Origin of the sequence: Neisseria sp. P0009.S010 (assembly GCF_051958545.1) — a bacterium.
Lineage (GTDB): Bacteria > Pseudomonadota > Gammaproteobacteria > Burkholderiales > Neisseriaceae > Neisseria > Neisseria subflava_A.
The window spans coordinates 239,654-260,275 of record NZ_JBQCVH010000005.1; the positions used below are offsets into that span (position 1 = coordinate 239,654).

Annotated in this window: 17 protein-coding genes and 5 pseudogenes; 16 read left to right on the plus strand and 6 right to left on the minus strand. The window is 44.8% G+C overall.

Annotated elements, in window-relative coordinates; all coding sequences use genetic code 11:
• Window positions 1–16 precede the first annotated feature (16 nt).
• The 6 genes and pseudogenes from ACTHSN_RS07305 to ACTHSN_RS07330 all read left to right on the plus strand — a co-directional run bounded on the left by ACTHSN_RS07305 (window position 17) and on the right by ACTHSN_RS07330 (window position 3,737).
• The gene (locus tag ACTHSN_RS07305) at window positions 17–595 is read left to right on the plus strand and encodes an NAD(P)H-dependent oxidoreductase (protein WP_070460668.1); all 579 of its coding nucleotides are present in this window, start codon (window positions 17–19) and stop codon (window positions 593–595) included.
• The gene (locus ACTHSN_RS07310) at window positions 595–900 is read left to right on the plus strand and encodes an aldo/keto reductase (RefSeq protein ID WP_070460666.1); all 306 of its coding nucleotides are present in this window, start codon (window positions 595–597) and stop codon (window positions 898–900) included. Before ACTHSN_RS07305 ends, ACTHSN_RS07310 begins: the two co-directional genes overlap by 1 nt.
• Before the next feature lie 46 nt (window positions 901–946).
• Window positions 947–1,447, plus strand: coding sequence for an OsmC family protein (locus ACTHSN_RS07315; protein ID WP_283127007.1), 501 nt, complete (start codon window positions 947–949; stop codon window positions 1,445–1,447).
• 92 nt (window positions 1,448–1,539) lie between these two features.
• Window positions 1,540–1,875, plus strand: coding sequence for a thioredoxin family protein (locus ACTHSN_RS07320; protein ID WP_049332398.1), 336 nt, complete (start codon window positions 1,540–1,542; stop codon window positions 1,873–1,875).
• 266 nt (window positions 1,876–2,141) lie between these two features.
• The gene (locus tag ACTHSN_RS07325) at window positions 2,142–2,453 is read left to right on the plus strand and encodes an ArsR/SmtB family transcription factor (RefSeq protein ID WP_070460660.1); all 312 of its coding nucleotides are present in this window, start codon (window positions 2,142–2,144) and stop codon (window positions 2,451–2,453) included.
• A gap of 73 nt (window positions 2,454–2,526) precedes the next feature.
• Window positions 2,527–3,737, plus strand: a pseudogene (locus ACTHSN_RS07330) (NADH:flavin oxidoreductase/NADH oxidase family protein).
• 254 nt (window positions 3,738–3,991) lie between these two features.
• Here ACTHSN_RS07330 and ACTHSN_RS07335 read toward each other — a convergent pair.
• The 5 genes from ACTHSN_RS07335 to cah form a co-directional block, all read right to left on the minus strand.
• A complete protein-coding gene (locus tag ACTHSN_RS07335; protein WP_070460658.1) occupies window positions 3,992–4,624 on the minus strand; it encodes a histidine phosphatase family protein in 633 nt (210 codons plus the stop codon).
• A 90-nt stretch (window positions 4,625–4,714) separates the two neighbouring features.
• Window positions 4,715–6,658 carry a PEP/pyruvate-binding domain-containing protein gene (locus ACTHSN_RS07340; RefSeq protein ID WP_070460656.1) on the minus strand — a complete coding sequence of 648 codons (1,944 nt, stop codon included), beginning with the start codon at window positions 6,656–6,658 and terminating at the stop codon, window positions 4,715–4,717.
• Window positions 6,659–6,821: 163 nt separating this feature from the next.
• Window positions 6,822–9,374, minus strand: a complete 2,553-nt coding sequence (locus tag ACTHSN_RS07345) for a DUF4132 domain-containing protein (RefSeq protein ID WP_107810981.1) — start codon at window positions 9,372–9,374, stop codon at window positions 6,822–6,824.
• A 146-nt stretch (window positions 9,375–9,520) separates the two neighbouring features.
• The gene (locus tag ACTHSN_RS07350) at window positions 9,521–9,937 is read right to left on the minus strand and encodes a hypothetical protein (RefSeq protein WP_225905474.1); all 417 of its coding nucleotides are present in this window, start codon (window positions 9,935–9,937) and stop codon (window positions 9,521–9,523) included.
• A gap of 316 nt (window positions 9,938–10,253) precedes the next feature.
• Entirely contained in the window at window positions 10,254–11,012 is a 759-nt protein-coding gene (gene cah / locus ACTHSN_RS07355) for a carbonic anhydrase (RefSeq protein ID WP_070460650.1), read from the minus strand.
• A gap of 571 nt (window positions 11,013–11,583) precedes the next feature.
• Here cah and ACTHSN_RS07360 point away from each other — a divergent pair.
• The 9 genes and pseudogenes from ACTHSN_RS07360 to ACTHSN_RS07400 all read left to right on the plus strand — a co-directional run.
• Window positions 11,584–12,554: pseudogene (locus tag ACTHSN_RS07360) on the plus strand (hemagglutinin repeat-containing protein); the annotation flags it as partial.
• Between the two features lie 29 nt (window positions 12,555–12,583).
• Window positions 12,584–13,045 (plus strand): hypothetical protein, encoded by a 462-nt coding sequence (locus ACTHSN_RS07365; RefSeq protein ID WP_070460646.1) that lies wholly within the window; start codon window positions 12,584–12,586, stop codon window positions 13,043–13,045.
• A 242-nt stretch (window positions 13,046–13,287) separates the two neighbouring features.
• Window positions 13,288–13,791, plus strand: coding sequence for an immunity 42 family protein (locus ACTHSN_RS07370; RefSeq protein ID WP_070460644.1), 504 nt, complete (start codon window positions 13,288–13,290; stop codon window positions 13,789–13,791).
• Between the two features lie 253 nt (window positions 13,792–14,044).
• Window positions 14,045–14,788: pseudogene (locus ACTHSN_RS07375) on the plus strand (hemagglutinin repeat-containing protein); the annotation flags it as partial.
• A 38-nt stretch (window positions 14,789–14,826) separates the two neighbouring features.
• Entirely contained in the window at window positions 14,827–15,090 is a 264-nt protein-coding gene (locus ACTHSN_RS07380) for a hypothetical protein (RefSeq protein WP_141743131.1), read from the plus strand.
• A gap of 10 nt (window positions 15,091–15,100) precedes the next feature.
• Window positions 15,101–15,487 (plus strand): DUF596 domain-containing protein, encoded by a 387-nt coding sequence (locus ACTHSN_RS07385; protein WP_003712157.1) that lies wholly within the window; start codon window positions 15,101–15,103, stop codon window positions 15,485–15,487.
• Between the two features lie 27 nt (window positions 15,488–15,514).
• Window positions 15,515–16,578: pseudogene (locus ACTHSN_RS07390) on the plus strand (hemagglutinin repeat-containing protein); the annotation flags it as partial.
• A 1,913-nt stretch (window positions 16,579–18,491) separates the two neighbouring features.
• A complete protein-coding gene (locus tag ACTHSN_RS07395; protein WP_070460987.1) occupies window positions 18,492–18,995 on the plus strand; it encodes a hypothetical protein in 504 nt (167 codons plus the stop codon).
• A 187-nt stretch (window positions 18,996–19,182) separates the two neighbouring features.
• Complete coding sequence (locus ACTHSN_RS07400) at window positions 19,183–19,845, plus strand: hypothetical protein (protein WP_070460989.1); 663 nt, start codon at window positions 19,183–19,185, stop codon at window positions 19,843–19,845.
• Window positions 19,846–19,904: 59 nt separating this feature from the next.
• Here ACTHSN_RS07400 and ACTHSN_RS07405 read toward each other — a convergent pair whose 3' ends face one another.
• Window positions 19,905–20,210 carry a replication initiator protein A gene (locus tag ACTHSN_RS07405; protein ID WP_107769558.1) on the minus strand — a complete coding sequence of 102 codons (306 nt, stop codon included), beginning with the start codon at window positions 20,208–20,210 and terminating at the stop codon, window positions 19,905–19,907.
• Here ACTHSN_RS07405 and ACTHSN_RS07410 point away from each other — a divergent pair.
• Window positions 20,200–20,547 (plus strand): annotated as a pseudogene (locus ACTHSN_RS07410) (hemagglutinin repeat-containing protein); the annotation flags it as partial. The gene ACTHSN_RS07405 and the pseudogene ACTHSN_RS07410 sit on opposite strands and share 11 nt — an antisense overlap.
• Window positions 20,548–20,622: the final 75 nt, after the last annotated feature.

The following is a 20,622-nucleotide window of genomic DNA, read 5'->3' on the forward strand; positions in this document are numbered from 1 at the left end:
TATTCTAGGAGTAAAAATGAATATTTTATTATTAAACGGTGGTAAAGCTTTCGGCCATTCGCATGGTGAGTTAAACAACACGCTTCACAAAAAAGCAAAAGACGTTTTGACCGCACTTGGACACAATGTAAAAGAAACTGTGATTGATGCTGGCTATGATGTTGAGGCAGAAATCGAAAAATTCTTGTGGATGGATGCCGTGATTTGGCAGATGCCTGTTTGGTGGATGCACGAGCCTTGGACAGTGAAGAAATACATAGACGAAGTATTTATCGCTGGACACGGCAAGCTTTACCACAGTGATGGCCGTCATCGTGTTAGTCCAACTGAAGGCTTCGGTACAGGTGGTTTGTTGCAAGGCAAAAAACACATGCTTTCGCTTACTTGGAATGCGCCGATTGAAGCGTTCACCCGTGAAGGCGACTTCTTTGAAGGCAAAGATGTGGATGCTGTGTACATGCCTTTCCACAAACTCAACGAGTTCATCGGTTTGACCCGTCTACCGACATTTACATGTAACGATGTAGTTAAAAATCCACAAGTAGAACAATACTTCGCAGACTACCAAGCACATTTGAAAAAAGTGTTTGGTTAATGATAAAACATCAACTTGAAGTGGTGGACTTTTGCCCACCATTTTGTCAGTCGCTAATTGGTACGAAATATGGCAAATCCGTGGCGCAAGTGATTACCTGCTGGCTGATTGAGCGCGACATCATCGTGTTGGCAAAATCCACTAAATCCGAACGCATGGCGGAAAACTTGAATGTCTTTGACTTTGCGCTTAGTAATGAAGACAAAGCCGAAATTGCCAAACTGGACGGCACGTTCGCCGCCATCGTCAATCACGACACGGTGGATAATTTGAAGCGCATCTCCGCGTGGAAAATGGGCGTGTAAGTGTAGCGAAAAACCATCTGCAATTCATCATATGAAAGGACAAAACATGATTAACGGGTTAGATATCGAACGTTTCCGAACTACCATGGCAGCGGTTGAAAACGACCATGCAAAAGGCAAGGCAGTATTACTCGCCGATTCGCGCTGGGTATCCGGCACGAAGAACGAAATCTCCGTGCGCCGCTTCCCTGCCTTTACCACAGACGAACCGAAAAACATGGGCGGTGAAAACGCCACCCCAAGTCCGATGGAATACCTGATCGGTGCTGCTGCAGGCTGCTGCGCCATAGGTTTCGAGTTGCAAGCAGCACAAGCAGGCGTGGAACTGGAACAGTTTGAAATATCCGCAAGCGGCGGTATCGACATGGCCAAACTGTGCGGCATGGAAGATGGCTACGGCGGACTGGATAATCTGGTGCTAACCATAAAAGTAAAAGCCGACGCCGACCTTCCTACCCTGCAAAATTTCGCCGACCGCTCCGCCGCTACCTCCCCAGTGTTGAACAGCCTGAAAGCGCGGGCAAAAGTGGTTGTGGAAAAAATCTAGACGACTCAAAACGTTTTCTTGTTTTCATTTCGTTAAAAGCCCCTTTTCTGGACAACTAGAAAAGGGCTTAATCGCTCAAAGGAGTACATGGCATGCAACAACTGCACACTTTGAAAGACATCGAACAGGCCATCGCCACACACCCTTTAGTATCACTGTACATCAAAGCCCCAATCTGCGGTGTTTGTACGGTCGTGGGCGCCCAGCTCGACTCAGCTTTGGCGGAGGAAGGAAATGTGTATGCCGTAAAAGCCGATATTGCTGAAATACCCGAAATGGCCGGACGTTTCCACGTGCTGACCGTACCTGCATGGCTGCTGTTTTATCAAGGCAAGGAAGTAGAACGGATGGCCCGCTTCATCCCTCAGGCACAGATGAAGCAGACATTGGCAAAATGGACAAAAGTAGCAGAAAGCGGACATCAGTAACCGGTCTATCAATGTTTCAGACGGCTGCGGTCTTGATAATGATGCAAGCGGTCAAATTTTTAAGATGATTTGCAAAATACTTAAAAATTTGACCGCTCTTTATTACGAAAAGGTCGTCTGAAACGGCTTGCAGACTGATATGATTATTGATGAAACGCTGTGATTTGTACACTAAAACCATCTTCTGAAAATCCCCTTTGACATTCCCCTTCATTCCTTCTAAAATGCGTTCAAGTTTTTAAACATATAAACTCAAGAATCCGAATATGCCACAACAAACGATGAATTTAATGCGCGAGTGCATTCCCATTTTTACCGTGTTGAGCGATGAAAACCGCCATCAAATCCTGCGCGTGCTGTGGGAACATGGCAAGATGAATGTGAATGAGCTGACCGAGCATCTGCATCTGTCGCGCCCTGCGGTGTCGCATCATTTGAAAATCATGTTGCAAGCCGGGGCGGTGGCGGTGGAGCAGGTCGGCAAAGAGCGGTTTTACAGTATTGCCATGGCGGATGTGGTGGCGAGATTGAAACAGCTTGCCGATTTGATGGCACAAAATTGCCCGCTTTCAAAATAGGGTTATCCGTTGACCCTTTATTTTTACTCAAATACGTTCACATTTTTAAACTTATCAACTTAAAGGAACGATTATGTTATTCACGCCATTCACTTTTCAAAACGGTAAAACCGCCAAAAACCGTATCTTCAAATCCGCCATGGAAGAGCAACTTGCCCAAAACGACCAGCCGTCTGAAAAACTTGTCCGCCTCTACGACACTTGGGCAAAAGGCGGTGCAGGTGTGTTGGTTACGGGCAATGTGATGGTCGCCGAAAGCGGCAAAGGTTCGATAAACGATGTGGTGATTTCAGACGGCCGCAGCCTTGAGATGCTGAAAAAATGGGCGAATGCCGGCACGCAAAACGACACGCTGCTCATCATGCAAATCAACCATGCGGGCAAACAGTCGCCTGCGGTGATCAATAAAACCCCACTTGCGCCGAGCGCCGTGCCGTTGGTGGGCATGGATGGCTTCATCAATCCGCCGCGTGAATTGACTGCCGATGAAATCAACGGGCTGATTCAGCAATTCGTGCAAACCGCGAAATTGCCGAGCAGGCAGGCTTTTCAGGCGTACAAATTCACGCCGCGCACGGCTATCTCATCAGCCAATTCCTCTCGCCGCACCACAACCGCCGCCAAGACCAATGGGGCGGCAGTTTGGAAAACCGTATGCGCTTCCTTTTGGAAACCTACACCGCCATCCGCGCTGCCGTGGGCAAAGATTTCTTGGTAGGTGTAAAACTCAATTCGGCAGATTTCCAAAAAGGCGGATTTGACGAAAGCGAATCGGTGCAGGTGGTGCAAAAACTATCGGAAATGGGCATTGATTTTATTGAAGTTTCCGGTGGCAACTACGAAAGCCCGCAAATGCTCGCTGCCAAAGACAGCACCCGTAAACGTGAAGCCTTCTTCATTGATTACGCCGAAAAAGCCCGTGCAGTCAGCCAAGTTCCATTGATTATCACTGGTGGCTTCCGTTCACAAAGCGCAATGGAAGATGCCTTATCCAGCGGCCATTTAGATTTGGTCGGTGTTGCTCGTCCGTTTGCCTTAGTCCCTGATTTGGCGAACAAAATGCAAAACGGCTCTTACCAAACCGTACAAACTGACCGCATCAAAACTGGCGTGGCATTGGTTGATAAAAAAGCAGGGGCAATGTTGGAAATGAACTGGTATATGACGCAAATGGACTTGATCGGACAAGGAAAACAGCCTGATCCTAAATTGTCGGCGTGGAAAGTATTGCTGAAAACTTTGTGGGAAAATGGAAAAGCAGGGTTAAGTACTGGCAGATCTTGATGGGGTAAGCAGGGATTTGAAGGAGGATTAAATTTTAAAATTTAGCCGTATTTAAAAGTATGAATATAAATAAGTTGATACTAAAAAACCATTTGAATCTTCAAGTTCAAACGGTTTTTTAGAATTTACGATAAAGACATTAATACAGAAAAGACCTTGTTTTAGTTGAGATTTAAAATAAAAAATAATGAGTAGATTTAAAACGAGCGTATTGGGGCTTGCGCTAACAGTGTGTCGATGTGTGAAATAGGTAATTATTGTAAATGAGCCACATCGTTAAGCTGCTCAATATGAAAACCGCTTTCACTATTGTATTTCACAATACTGATCGAAGTATTTAACAATGACACGGATTTACCCTCATCACGATGGTTTTCCCAAGTCGCTCCGCCCAGTAAGGACAATAAAAGTCGCAAGGTATGGCCATGCGATACCACTAAAATATTAGCACCCGATTGATGTACCTTAATGATATCGTAAAGGGCGTCCATTGCACGTACTGCTAATTGTTCAAAGGTTTCGCCACCATTGCTTAATGCTTTATAAGCTGCCGGGTCATTGGTCAGTTGTTTGAATTCGGTTAGCTTCCGCAAGTCAGCGATCTGCATACCTTCCCAACTTCCAAAAGATTGTTCATTTAGTCCACAGTGTTGAAAAAGAGGAATGGGACGCTGGCCGATAATATGGCCAGCCGTATCAATAGCACGTTGTAAAATGCTGGAGTAAGCAGCGGTAAATTCTACTTGTTGTAGCGCTACGCCGGTTTTCTGAGCTCCTGCAATTCCTTGTTCGGTTAGTGGTGAATTGCCGGATCCCTGTAAAAGTCCTTGTTCGTTCCATTGGGTACGGCCATGGCGAATAAAATAAAAAGTGAGTTGTTTTGACATCATAGTTCCTTGGAGAACGGGAAGTATAGGGTATAACTAATTCATGATGCAAAGGCCGTCTGAAACGATAATTTCAGACGGCCTTTTACTTTAACGTGTGCCGTTTAGATACGGTCGTGCCTGGAGGATAACAAGCTTACCATTATCAAACGCCCATTCGATGTCCTGCTCACCATTTGCAAATAGCTGTTTGATTTGTTGGCCGGTTTGGTCAAGGCGACGTATTTGTTCTTGATTCATCACGTTACCACTGGTTACAGGAACTTCTCGTACTCCACCGTTTTTATCCAGTTGCAACGCTGTGGTTTCATTAGAGGAGCTGAGACGTTGTACAGAATCATTGCGACGGTTATAGACTACCTGTTCGGCTACCCGTTTGCCCTCAACGACACGAATACCCAACCCGCGTTTGGCGGCAATGTAGGAGCTGTTTTTCTGAGCAATATCATAAGGATTGATGGTAACCAACACGCCGGAGAAATCTGCATTGATGCTTTGTTGCACAAAGACACTCATTTTCACGCTATCGTGAGGCAATCCGGCAATACGGCGGGCTTCGTATGCGCTGTAATTGAAGACAGAAGCCCAAGATTGCTTCACTGCTTCAGCCAACGCGTTTTCATCAGTAACATTTGGCACTGTGGTGTACAGTCCTGCGCCGCTGAAATTGGGCAGGTCTTCGGAATTAGAGGAGCTGCGGATAAACACGCCTTTGCTGTTTAATTGATTACGCCATTGCTCAGCCCATCTGTGCTTCCATTCTGACGGGATTTCGGCATCGGTAATTTTTTTCTGCAGTGTGAGTAAAGCAGTGCGGCGCTTGCGGTTGTCTCCATCACTTTGTGTTTCGATGTGTGCCAGTGTTGTTGCGTTAATACCCAGTCTATCCATCATGGCTTGATAGTAGGCAAACGGAATGCAGAATCCATCAGGTACATTACTGCCTGCAATATGGGCGCGGATATGGCCGAGGTTGGCAGCCTTACTGCCGCAGTAATGGCTGTCATCACGGCGCAGGTTTGTCAAAGCCCGAAGGCTGTAATCGGAAACATCAGGTTGGGGCAGGGTAAGGCCGTCTGAAAAGCTTTTACTGGTAGTGTTCCGGTTGGTTTGGACAATTCGGTATTGCTTAGCAGTCGCTTCAAATTCGATACGACAGCGAATATATGGGGCTAGGATTTTTTCTGCGTCTTTAAGGTAAATATTTGGAATCCCCCAGCCGCGTGCCAATACATTCACATGCGATAGTGCAGTAGATGGTTTCTCACTGATAATCCCCGCCACAGGTGGCAGCTCTAGGGGAACCTCTTTCAAAATAATAATATCATCGGCACCGACATTATAAAGATCATCTTCTTTGGCAATAACGCGTAATGTGCCTATCGCTTTACCTTGGTTTAGAGGCAGGTAGGGGAAATTTTTAATCAAACTTTCTTGGGTAATAAAAGGAACTTTACTTTGCTCAGCAACGGTTTCCTGCCATAAAGAATTGGTTTTATAACGCAACGGAGCGTAGAAACTGTCTTTCAGACAACCTGCTGCCAATTTCAACAATTCAGGCGTGATTTTGTCTCCTTCCCAAAACTCATAAACATATTCCTGAGTACTATTCTGCCAACTGATCGTACCAAACAGATAACGCCGATTAGGACTACGGTATTGTTGATTCAATTCAGTTTTTGACAGCATGGGTTTCAAGATAGTAGCCAGATAATGCTCATGCAGCCGAAATTTGGGAGTATTGATGTAGTCGGTACGGTTATCATCTTCACGATCGATGAGAAAGAGGATATGAGGAATTTCATATTCACTACCTTGCTCATAGATACGCGAAAGTAAGTCAAAATCAGCCTGACTTTTGATTGCAGATAACACAGGAATTTGTGTTTTAATTGGAGTGGCTGTTGGTTGACGCTTTTCAGACTCGTAATAAGAAGGCTTACGCGCCGTTGGTGCAGCCGTGTCGGCTGTCTCAGCTTCAGGACGGCAGGCTGAAAGTAAAAGCAATATTGGGAGGCAAAAAGCAGGCTTCATGATGTTGTCGGTTATCTAAATCAAATGAAAAGCAATATATTTATGGTAAAAATATGTATTGTGTTCTTTCCGTCGGGAGGACATATGCTGCCTACGCGTCTTGTGTTCCCAAACAGCCTGAAACCGCAAGGATGGGGCATTTGCGTTTTCAGGCTATCCCAATTTACCGCTGAATCTGCGAGGTAATCGTGCTGTCGGTAATCTTGTCGTCTTCCGCCAGCAGCATGGCTTTGGAGAGGATGACTGAGAGCGTGTTGTCACCTTCAAACGGAATAAACAGCTTGTCGGATACGTCTTTTTTGCGGCTGTCGGGTACGATGCAGAGGTATTGATCATCCGGCAGCATCAGGATGTTGCTGCTGCCGATGTGGATTTTGTAGGTACGCAGCTTGCCCTGTACGACGAGGAAGTTGCCGTCTATGTGGGCAACCTTGGCAATTTTCAGGCGCGGCAGCAGGGTTTCCAATACGGCTTTGCGGGTTTTGGCGACTTCGCCCAAGTCACCGAAGGAATAGCTTTGCCAGTAGCTGTAAAAACGTGCCTCTCCACCGTTGTCTTCCCAGGTCGGGTCATTACCTACGCTGGCCACGCCCACAAACAAATCCACGTCGCGCAACACTTCGGAAAACACGCGCGGCGGAATATCAATTAAGTCCAGCACAGTGGCATGGTAATCGTCGTCCAACCGGTGAAAGCGCACTTGGTCGGTACTGACATACTGCCAGATACCGCTTTCCGTCCATGCTTCTTCGCTATCCACCGCGTTTGTCCAAAATTCGGCGCGTAGGTTGTATTCGGGCAAATCCAACGATACGGTTGCGTCGTCGCTACCGTCCCACGCACCGGCCAGCGAGCCCCTCCAGCCGCGTCCTTTGGCAAGCGTCATATATTGGTGTTGTTTCAGGATGTGGGCGGCAAAGCGGTTGCTGTATGTTTTGGTGTTGATTTCGGCTTCGGTGAGCAGATAGATTTCACGGTATGCCTGTTTCAACGGCTGGCGGATTTCTTTGTCCAGCAGCAGTTGACGCCACTGGGCGATGCTTTGCTGCGTGGCAAGCGCGGGATGCCACAAGCTGACTTGCAGGCAGTCTGAAACATCGGTTTGTGCGCCCGTTTCGTCCACCCATGTTCCGTCTAACCACAGTGCAGCGCGACCCTGCGTATCGTTTTCGTCGCGGAAAAACTGCCATATTAGCGGACGCGTGAGGCAGGACATCAGTCCGTGCTGCCAGTAATACTGTTCGGCGTGTTCCAGCGGTACGCGGTGTTCGGAGCGCATCATTTGGTCCAAGCGGTCGCGTTGGGCGGTGAGCGTGGTGTTGAGGTTTTTTTGTGTGGCTTTGAGCTTTTTCAGTTTGTCGGCATGGTCGGTTTTCACGAAGGCGGGTACGGTTTTCTGCGGCGAGCCGTCGGGTTTGAACCAGCGCAGTTCGGACTTGCCTACGCCCGTTACCGCCAGACGGCAGGTGTAGCCGCCGAAGTCATAGTCGCGGCAGCCTTCCTGCAAGCCGAAGCTGTCCACCGCCATGTCTTCGATTTCGTTGCGGGATACACCCCGCTGCGCAGCGGCTTCGTCCAAATATTTGGCAATCGCGCTTTGCACATTGCTGAACTTAATCCGCAGGCGCAGGCGCGAAAGGCAGGCGATGCCGTCCAGCCCTTTGGAGCGGAACAGCGCATAGAAACAGGCGTTGCCCACGGAAGCATAGCGCGCGCCGAGATTGGGGATTTTGTCGTATGAATGCAGCGCAAGTTGGGTAAGAGTGGACAGGGTGGCGCTGTCGTGGAAATGGCTGCACATCCACACCAGCCCTTTGAGCACGGTCTGGTTGACGCTGCAAACAGGTAGGACATGGGTGCTGTAACTGTATTCTCCGTGGATGACGGTTTCGGTCTGCACTTCGCTGTTGCAGACAAATTCTATCCAGCCGTACAGCATTTTTTTGAACCTGTCCGCACCCAACGCGTCGATCAGCGTTTTGGATTCTTTCAGGTATTTTTCGCTTGGCTTGCCTGCATTGGCGGATAGGGCAAGCGCAATGATTTTGCTCCATATGTCCTGCTGTTCCGGTGGCAGAGCAGCAAGTTGCGGATTGGCGTATCGGGCAAACTCGTCATCTTGGGCGGGGAAGCAGGCTTCGGCGGAACTGCCTGCCAGTTCTGCCAGGGCGGCAAGGTTGGCGGTAGCGGCTTTCTTGTCCCATAGGTTTTCCGCAAAGACGCGGTAACGGTCGCAGGCGTTTTTCAGGCCGTCTGAAAGCGTTTTGCTCGGATTGGGAAACTGTTTTTTGATCTGGTTTATCAGATATTTGAGCGGATAGTAATCTGCCTCCTGCTCGGACAGCCCGTTATCGTCCAGCATGGCGGCAAAAATATGCTGCACATCCTGCTCCGTCATCGGCAACGTTTTACGCGCCAGAGCCATCGCTACCGCTACACGGATGGTGCCGTAATTGTGTATCCTGTCCTCGCCCATATTTTTAAAAATTTTATTTCGTCCCCAGCCGCGTATCAAATCAATGCAGTGGATCAGCAAATCGACGCGGTATCCGGGTGCGGCTTTCTCCACTTCGGCAAAACTAGGGCAGAGCTTCAGGTTTATCGTGTCGTATTCGTGTGAACGGCTTTGGAGCCATTCTTTTTCCAGTGTGTTGAGAAGCTGATTGAACTTGGCACGGTGGCTGTCGGAAATCTGCACGGTTTGGTTTTGGCTCATAGGACTGTCCTTGCGTATCAATGTGTTGGTTATTTCGCTGCAAAGGTGGATAACGTCGGTAAGGGTTTTCTTGTCCGCACTATTCAGGCTGTATGGGGCATCTTCTACAAAGGTGAGGTAGCGTTGCGCGGCGGTTTTCAGGCTGCTTATCCGCCTACTAGCGGCGTGAGTTTGATGAAATTGACGACCAGCCCGTCATGCAGGCACACCATATCGTCCAGCGTTTCCAGTTGGCGATTGTCGGCAAGGATGAAAAACGAATTTTGCTCAAAAGCTTTCAAAGCGACGGCGATTTGCTTTTCCACGTCCACAGGTTGCGGGTGCGTGCCTTTTTTGCCGTGCGTTTCCCGAATCACGATGTCGCCGAGATCGGTGGGGATAACGAGGCTGTGGCGTAAGAGGACATCGGCGGCGCGGTTGTTGTAGGCTGCAACTTCCTGCCGCACGCGTTCGGCAATCAGATCCGCCGCGCTGATGTGCTTGGTTCTAAATTTTAAAAACAGCTCATGCAATACTTTGCCGGCGAGATTTTGGTCTTGGATCGTGATGGTAGCTGCGATCATGGATGACTCCTCCAAACATAAAACAGACAAATCATACTGTTTTTTGATCGTTTCAGACAGGCTGAAAACAAAGCAGCCTTTACATTGATAGATGCGAGTGCAGGTTGCCCTTTACATTTTAGTTCTGTAGGAACTTTGTGAGACCTTTGCAAAATTCCCCAAATCTTTTCATGGGAATTTTGCAAAGGTCTCGACTTGAGTTGAAACTCAAGCAGATGACTTTGTTCAGGAAATATTGTGATGAAGAGCGAAAAAAGGTCGTCTGAAAAACCAAATTTAGGTTTTCAGACGACCTTTTCATTTATGGCTTTACTGTTTATTCGATGACAACGCGCGCGTTAAGCGGCTGGACGGGGCGGTTGTTATGCGAGCCGATGGCGCGGGTGAATTTTTCTGCCTGCGCCTGATCGATGTGGTCGTAGGTTTTCAACAGCAGCCACGATACGCCTTCGCTGCACGGCGGTGTGGTCAGCGAACCGGCAAAGCGGTAGTATTTCAGCCGTTTCGGCAACAGGGTGCTGGCGTCGAAGGCTTTGTCGAGGTTTACCTTTCCTTCTTTCATCGGCATCACGTTCCATATCGGAGCCAGGCGGTCGTTGGTTTTGCCGGGTTCGTACAATACTGCCAATACCAAAGGCTGGCGGTTTTCGTCCAAGTGGACGAAGTGGGCTTCCATTGGGAAGGTGCGGCCTTTGATTTGGTTTTCACTGGGTACGTGGAAATGGAATTGTTTCAGGGTGTAGGTGCGACCGTTCACGCTGAGGGTATTGCCGCCTTCGGGGTAGTTGACTTGGATGGTGTGGCCGTTGTTTTCCACGTTAACCGCGCTCGGCTTGTAATCGACTTTGATGGCGGGCAGTCTGCCGGAGACGGTTTCGGTAATGTTGACGGGGGATTGGTTTTTGCCTGTAGAGCATAAACGGAACTCTTCAGAAAGCTCACCCCAGCTTTCGGGGGAGTCGTGTCCGGTGTAACCCCAATGTGTGTGGTTTCCGTGTGCAGCTGCGGAGAATGCCGCGAAGGTGGACAGCAGGAAGACAGTCAGACGAGGCAACGTACGGGTCAAGCAGGGCATTGCAATATCCTTTCTATAAGGAGGAGGGAAAAAAGCATTGCGGTGTGCATGTGGGATATTGTTATTTTTTATTAAACCATAGCCACATTAAATCGTCAGGTCAAGCCTTCTTTGGGTAATTAATTTAAGGCTATGAAGTTAAAGCGAATTCATTTTTTTCCAAACGATATTATCGTTTAGAAAATTGATAATAATTTGAAATAGAAAACTTCCGTTTTTCACACCTTAAAAATTTAAGGAAGCCGACTCATGAAAAAGGTCGTCTGAAAAACTAAATTCAGGTTTTTTCAGACGACCTTTTTGCCTTGCCTGACAAGGGTTATTTGTGCAGCCCGCATTCTTTGCTGCCCTTGCTTTCCCACCACTAGCAAGCCGTAGCCCATATGCAACCTAAACTCAACAAGGATGTGTGAGAAACGCACGTATGCGGTTCTCAAGGTTTGAGCTAAGAGGCCGTCTGAAAAAAGAAAAAACGTTTCAGACGTCCTTTCTTTCGACAAGTTGCCACAGCAATCAGAAAAAGTAGCCTGCATCACCTTATGCACTGAAACCGCCCAATCAAACTTAGTTCGACAAATATGCCAATGATCTCAAGCGCGAAGTTGAAAAACGCGAAGGCAGAAAAATCAGCAGCCAAGAAGCCGCGATGAGAATCCGCAGGCAGATACTGCGCTGGGTGGACAAAGGTTCCCAAGACGGCTATACCGATCAAAGCGTCATATCCCTTATCGGAATGAAAGGCGAAGACAAAGCCTTGGGTTATACTTGGGACTACCGCGACTACGGCGCAAGAAATCCGCAAGCCTACAACGATCCGAAGCTGTTTGAGGAATACCGCCGACAGGACAAACCCGAATACCGTAACCTGACCTGGCTGCACAGCGGGACAAAAGACACCAAAATCAGGCAGGAAGAGCGGAAAAACGAAGAGCTTGCGCTGAACGTTGCCGACTGGCTGATGAGCTTTGTCAACCCCAATCCGAGGATAAAAGCCCCGATTATTGCGGGAGTTGGCAACCTGAAAAACATCAAGCCGGCCGTTACCGGCAGCGATCCATTATTGTCAGGGGTCGGGAATATCCGTATTCCTGCAAATGGCAATGTTGCGAAGGGGGACAGGATTCCGGATACGGCATTGGCGTCGAAGAGTCATCAAAAGAATGATTTTGGTACGTCTAAAGGACAGGGGGCAGGGTCTTCTATACCTGTCCCTCAAGCTATCTCAATAAAAATTAAAAATCCAGATAAAACGATTAGTGAAACTACTTATAAATCTAATCCTAAACATACTCCTGGTCAGTTAGGGTTTAAGTTTGATGCTGGTATTGAGCCAAAGAATTCAGTTCAATTAATTGAAAGTTCAGTACAAATTGGTAAACAGCGATTTGCAATTGATGATAAAGGACATATTCATCGTTATATGGGGGCGATAGGAAAAATGAACCTTGGCATTGGGCTGGTTCTACATCCGATAAGAAGAATCCCTTGTCCTTAACAAGTCAACAAAAAGCAGGAATTAAAAAAGCATACCCCGAGCAATAAAAGAATAAGTTATTAAAATAAGGATTTATATGAATATTATTATGGATTCAACAAGAAAATTTGGGATTTTATGGGAAAAAAACTCTGAATGTAATGGTTTTATTTATGGAAAAATTCAGATAATAATAGGAGAGAATATATATCCTAAGATATGCCCATATGGATATTTTACACTAAATACAGTTTTTAATAGTTTGAAATCATCCTTTGAAGAGAAGTATTATGCAGGTGGAAACAATGGTTTAGATTTTGGAGAGCAAATATTTGATATAGATAAATATAATTCTCTGGAATTATGTAATATATTTTCTATTGATACTGCATATATGAGTGGAGGGAGTAATTGTGAAATAGATTGTTTAGTATTAGAAATGGGATATGCTGGTGAGGAAGAGAGACTTTTTTATAGTTTTGATAATGGGAAAAACTTTAAAGAAATCAGGTATAAGAAAGGTACAGTTGAATCTGTTATTTTTCAATTGAATCTATAATATATTTTAGCAAACTATAGCCTTCACGAATTCTTCGCGTTTTTTGCAGGTGTCCACAATCTGAAAAACATAAAGTTGACTGTTACCGGCAGCAATCCTTTACTGGTTGGTGCTGATAACAACAGGAATTTGTATCACTGGGCAGGAACCTTAAACAGGAATAGAATTGATAAACTTAATATCCAACTGCGTAGGAAATTGGGTATTCCTGGAAAATAAATTTTATTCAAGGAGTGTTCTAAATGATTTTTGGGGATCCATATAAATTTGCAATTTGGATTGAGGAGATAGATGAATGGAGTTCAGAAAATTTTTCCGAAGGGATTTTTACATTTTTTGTGAATGGAGACATGATTCCTCAAGAACTACCAAATACGTCTACTTTTTTACCAAATTCTTTGCGTAGCATACAACAGTTTATTTCAATAAATGATAATCTAGAGTGTCCTAATTTATTTAACTTAGACTATTGTAATGCATATATCTTTTTGAACGATGCTGTTCATTATCGTAATATGAAATTATCAGAAGAAGAATCTTATTTATATTGGAAATACTGTATAACAGAATATATTGATAACCCTGAAGAAAAAGATAATATTTGGTATTTGTCCGATAAGTATAATGAAAAATTGTTATATTTAAATAATAATATTATTAAGGAATCAGTGTTTAAAAAAGGATATATAAAAAATATTATGGAAAAAATAATTATTAAATATGATTATATTTTAAATGATAATTAATGAAATTTATCTCACATAAAATCTATGTTTAAGGATGCATTAAACATGTGTTCTTTAATATTTTCTAGAGCTGTTAGGACTATAAAGCCAACAGCAAGCCGTGGCCCATATGAAACCTAAACTCAATACGTAGGATGTGCGGAACGCACATATGCAGTTCTCAAGGTTTGAGCCAAGAGGCTGTCTGAAACAACAAATACGGTTTCAGACGACCTTTCTTTCAACAAGCCACCACAGCAATCAGACAAAAGCGACCCGCCGCCACACCCATGTCGGCAGCACGGCCGGCAAAACGATTATCCGAAGCGGCGGGGATACCACCCTCAAAGGTGCGCAGCTCATCGGCAAAGGCGTACAGGCAGATACGCGTAACCTGCATATAGAAAGTGTACAAGATAGCGAAACCTATCAGGGCAAACAACAAAACGCCGGTGCCCAAGTGACCGTAGGCTACGGATTCAGTGCAAGCGGCAGTTACAGCCAAAGCAAAATCAACGCCGAACACCGAAGCATCAGCGCACAAAGCGGTATTTCCGCCGGAGAAGACGGCTATCAAATCAAGGTCGGAAACCACACCGACCTCAAAGGCGGCATCATCACGTCTAGCCAAAGCGCAGAAGACAAAGGCAAAAACCGCTTTCAGACGGCCACCCTCACCCATAGCAACATTCAAAACCACAGCCGCTACGAAGGCGAAAGTTTCGGCTTAGGTGCCAGCGTTGCCGTAAGCGGCAAAACGCTGGGGCAGGGCGCACAAAATAAACCTCAAGACAAACACCTGACAAGCGTAGCGGATAAAAACAGCGCAAGTTCATCAGTGGGTTATGGCAGCGACAGCGACAGTCAAAGCAGCATCACGAAAAGCGGCATCAACACCCAAAACATTCAAATCACAGACGAAGCCGCACAAATCCGGCTGACAGGCAAAACAGCGGCACAAACCAAAGCTGAAATTGATACAAACGTAACCACAGACACCGCCGAACGACATTCAGGAAAACGATCAGACCAAATTCATCTGCCAGCAAAAATGGAATGCCGATATATTCTAAAGTAAGTAGAAGAGAAATATTTGATTTGTATGAAAAATATTCAGGTCAGAGGCTTGATTTTAGGAATATTCCGAATAAAGGGCAATTATCTTCTACGACTATTACATCAGGACCTTGGAAAGGAACGACCATCATTTTAAGAAATTTTTCAACTAGCCGAGAACAAACTGGAGCAAAATGGACAATTGAGTTTAGGAATCAACCTGCTTCAGTACGTGGGCAAAGATTAGAGTTAAAATTTAGATAAAGGTTACGTTATGAATGCGAAGATAAAATATAATCTTTTAGAATATTGTGAATATTTAGGTGGTATTTTTGGTGTTTATAAAAATTATTTAAATATGGATATCAAAGATCCAAATTTAAAAATTAAATTTTTTGATTTTTTGGAAGAACTTTTATCAGATGGTGTTATTGAATTATGCGATTATCGTGAAAATCCTCCAAAAATATTAACTGGTTCGCCAAAAACACAGGTAGATGAATTAAGAAGAATTTGGCCAGATATGGAAGAGATGTTGCTATATTTTCCAGATAATCCTTGGTTTTATGTAGAGCATTTTTGGTGGGGAGCAACTTGCCCTATTGAACTGACACAATTGCCTAAAATAGAAATTTACGAAGAACAAATGAAACAAGCTTAAAGCCAGCGTAACCAGCCTGTATGACAAGGTGCAGGCGAACAATCCAATATCAACATCACGGGCTCAGATGTTTCAGGTAAAGCAGGAACCGGCCTGATTGCCGATAAGCAAATCCATCTGCAATCCGCCGAACAAAGCAACACCGAATGCAGCCAAAACAAATCAGCAGGCTGGAACGCAGGTGCTGCCGTATCATTCGGACAAGGGGGCTGGTCATTAGGCTTTACCGCAGGCGGCAATGTCGGCAAAGGCTACGGCAATGGCGATAGTGTAACCCAGCGCCATAGCCATATTGGCGACAAAGGCAGCCAAACCCTTATCCAAAGCGGCACCACCACCATCAAAGGTGCGCAGCTTATCGGCAAAGGCGTACAGGCAGATACGCGCAACCTGCATATAGAAAGTGTTCAAGATACTGAAACCTATCAGAGCAAACAGCAAAACGGCAACGCCCAAGTTACCGTCGGTTACGGATTCAGTGCAAGCGGCAGTTACAGCCAAAGCAAAATCAAAGCAGACCATGCCTCCGTAACCGAGCAAAGCGGTATTTATGCCGGAGAAGACGGCTATCAAATCAAGGTCGGAAACCATACAGACCTCAAAGGCGGCATCATCACGTCTAGCCAAAGCGCAGAAGACGAAGGCAAAAACCGCTTTCAGACGGCCACCCTCACCCATAGCGACATTCAAAACCACAGCCGATACGAAGGCAAAAGTTTTGGATTGGGTGCCAGCATTGCCGTAAGCGGCGAAACACTGGGGCAGAGCGCACAAAATAAGCCTCAAGACAAACACCTGACAAGCGTAGCCGATAAAACGGCGCAAGTTCATCAGTAGGTTACGGCAGCGACAGCGACAGTCAAAGCAACATCACAAAAAGCGGCATCAACACCCGCAACATCATCCTCACCGATGAGGCAGGACAGCTCGCCAAAACAGGCTACGGCACAGACAAAGCCGCGCAACTGGCGTACACCGACATCCGCACCGAGGATGCCGGCCAACAATCAGGCAGCCTGAAAAACCGATTTGATGCGGACAAAGTGCAAAGCGAGCTGGATTTGCAGCGCAATGTCTCACAACAATTTGCCCCCGTTGCCGCTCAAACTGTTGCATGGACAGCAGATAAACTGGGCAATATACAGAACTACGAGCGCGTTCAAATCGCTAAAGCAAATTTACAAGAGCAATTAAAAGACGCGCAAAACCCTGAGCAAATTGCCCAACTGCAACAACAAATCGTCCTTGCAGACCAATACCTATCCGACCATCAAACAGAGTACAACACATGGAAGGAAGGCGGATTAGGGCGAGCTGCGCTCCACGCAGGGGTAGGAGCACTCTTAACAGGTGATGCACAAGGCGCAGTAGGAGCAGGCACCTCATCGCTAGCAGCACCCTATTTAAACCAAGTAGGCGATAAATTTGGTGGCGCAGGGCAATTACTGGCAGACACCCTAGGAGGCGCAGCGATTGGTGCGCTGACGGGTGGAAGCACGGGTGCGGAGGTTGCGGGGGCGAATGCGGATTGGTTTAATCGCCAGTTGCATCCTGATGAAGTGAAGTGGTTACACAGTAAAGATACGCTACAAAAATATATTAACTATTTAAAAAATAAGGGTATAAATTTAACCACCCAAGAAGCACAGCTCCAATTAGATTGCGCAGCTGCCGCGATGGTGGACAGCGAATGGGCAATACTGCATGGACGCAATGAACTTGCAGAACAGTTTTTATCTCAAAACACATCTAGATTTCATTATCTAGATAATTTTGGTGCAAGTCATCAATTCTTTACAGCTACTAATCGTGAATATTTAGATCAAGACCGAAATTTAAAAACATTATTTAGTACCTATACCGATAAAAACAAAAACGAAATAAATAAATTCTTGCATAGTATTCAGATTGAAAACCGTAATGCCTCAATGGATTTTAAAAGAGGAATGGAACAAGGCTATAAAGATAGCAGTAACGATGCACATAATGATCCAAAGATAATTGGGAAAGGCATAATTTCCTTGCCGAGATACGTCTATGATTCGTCTGCCAGTGATGAAGTGGGCCCACTAGACGATCAACAAATGGAGACTAACCGTATAGCCCTGCTACGTTTACAAGGGAGAGATTTTGAAGCAGGTAGAATATATGAATACAACCATGCAACCCAACAACGGTTAATGTGGTATCAATTGCCAGTAATGGAGCTAGCAGGACGTATCCCTAGTAAATTGGCTAACAAATATAAACTGTACCGCGCAGGTAAGTTATCTGCTACACAACTGGCAGCAGAAATAAAAAAACAAGCACCAATTGTTCCAAATGGAAAAGCATTTGATTTTACCAGTGGAACATTGATACCTAATCAAACCGTTAAGCTCACACAGGCACAGAATCTGTCCAATGGAACAACCCTGCCGGCAGGGACAATTGCACGACTAACAGGCAAGGGAGTGGAGGCAACTTTGCCCAATGGTAAAAATGTTAGTTATGCAGGGGTGACTGAACAAAGGGCGTTGCCTGCACCTCGTAAGTCTGATGTAAGCAAAAATACTGATAATAATAAAGTAGTTGATAATGGTAGGAAATCTAATTTTAATAAAACGCCTGATGATACAGATAAAGTATCTAATAACGCGGATAAACCTGAAAAACCTAAACGCGATCTTAATGAAATCAAAAAGCAGTACGAAAATGAAATTTCTGATATTGAAGGAATTGCAAATTACACAGGCAGAGAGGCTGAAAGTCGAGGAGGCTTAAAAGGTGCACTTGAGGAATATGCAAGAACTGGTAAGGAAGTGGGTGTTAAACATCCGTCAAACCATATCCAAAAGACAGAAAATCTTTTAAAAAAAGCAAAAAAATTAGAAAGGAAAATTAAAAACTCAACATTAAGCGATAACGATAAGCAAGCGTTATTAAATAGAATAAATCAATTCCGACAAAACATTGAGCCAGCTTTGAATGATGCAATCAGGAGGAGAGATAGCAAGTGATCACAATGAATGATATTGAAGAAATGACCAGCTACATTGCCGAGCTTATATTCGTTTTTCCTTATGATATTGAAATTGATAGAGAAAAAATTGTTGAATATAACAGGTTTAAATATGCCGAATTTCAAAAAACCAGTTCTTTTGGGGAACATCCTTATGAGGATTTAGATTTAACATTAACCGATTATTATTGGATCTGTTCTATTAATAACATAATAAGTAAGAATGATTTTTTTACTCTAGTAAAAATTATGATTGTCGAATATGAAAGCGAATCTTTTGTTTCCATGCTTTCGGATGAATCGCAATATTTTTCAATTAAATCATGTAATGAGGCATTTGATTTTTTGTATGGTTTATTTCCATTATGCAAAAGTGATAATGCACGTTCTAATTTAAGAGTATATTTAGAATGGATTTTTGAAGATGGATTTAAATGGAGCGATGGTATATTTAGGATAGATATGTTGAATGAAAAAAACAAATCTTTGTTTTTGGGGCTGACGTAGATTAGTAGTATGGAAATTTTTGTCGCGTAGGAATATGCCGCCCAGACTTGCAAGCAACGCTTCCATCAGGTAAAAGAGTGTATATTGAGTACGATCGAAGCACTTCATCGCGCGGAATACCACACGCAGATAGAATATTCAGCAATGATAAAGATGCTATTGTTATTTTAAGGACGTTAGATTGATTATGAATAACCCACAGTTTTTTTTACAAGATCATAAACCTCATACCACTCATTTGTGTTTCTTTAAAATTCCATTTAATGAGATGGTGTTACGCTTTGAGCAAAGATTGCAAGAGCTTGGTCTAATATGGGGGTGGACGGTACATCATCAAAAAGTATCTGATGAATTAAGTTTGTCGGATAAAATTAAAATGTTGGAACCTTTTGCGCAGAGATACCCCAATAAATATATTATTTTAGAGACTGCTTCTGAATGGTGCTTATATATGGAAAATGGATATCGTGGTACAGACGTATTTAGCCAACCTAGTTATCTATCCGAAACATGGGGGATACAGAATATCAGCTTATATCTTTCTCCAGATTTTAAGAAAGATGAATTTGGTGCGGTAATGTTTCATTGGCGAAATGGTGCAAATAAAATCTCAGAATATGCAGTAGAAAGTAGAACGATTATGGTGCATAAAGAAACCAGTAAAACAACTTTTGAACAAAGCGGAAAACCTTTTGAATTTGAGAACTTAGCTAGCTATGAAAAAAGAATCAAAAAGGAGCGATTAACGGTTGATATGGTTGCTGAATATTGCAAACATTTTAATATTGATTTGTTTAACTTGGATTTTTATAAAGGACGTGCAGCATTATTTACAACCCATAAAAAATAGGTGCTTTAAAAAACACATTTAGGCAGCTTGAAAAACCTCAATTTATGCTTTCAGGCTGCCTATGGTGATTTTTTGAGAAATTTAGACAAATCCCGATTTCGCACTTTCAACATATCTTTCTTATCATCATAAGTCAGTCGGTAATCGGGTAAATCATTGCTGGCTACCAACTCCTTAATCGCCTGCCTAAAACGGCGCAGCGTTGCCATGCTGCCCGATTTTCTATGCAGTATTTCCAGAGAAATGTGCCATTCATTTTGCTTCCCGAAATGTTTGGCACATAGCTCATAAATGCGTCTATCCAGCAGTTTACGCAGCCTGAAATAATCTGCCGATATGGTTTTAACCTGTGCCGAACAAACCACCTACCGCCACAGCCATGTCGGCAGCGCAGGCAGTCCCACCGTTATTGTGAGCGGTGGCAACACCAACATCAAAGGCGCACAAGTAACAGGCAAAGGCATCACCGTACGCGCCGCCAACTTCAATATAGAAAGCCTACAAGACACCGCCGACTACCGCAGCCGCCAACAAAACATCAGCGCCCAAGTAACCGTAGGCTATGGCGCATCCGCCTCAGGCGATTACAGCCAAAGCAAAATCAACGCCGAACACCGCAGCGTGAGCGAACAAAGCGGATTGTTTGCGGGTGATGATGGCTTTGATGTGCAAGTAGGCGGGCACACCCGGCTAACAGGCGGAGACCTTTGCAAAATTCCCCAAAATCCCCTAAATTCCCACCAAGACATTTAGGGGATTTCTCATGAGCACCTTCTT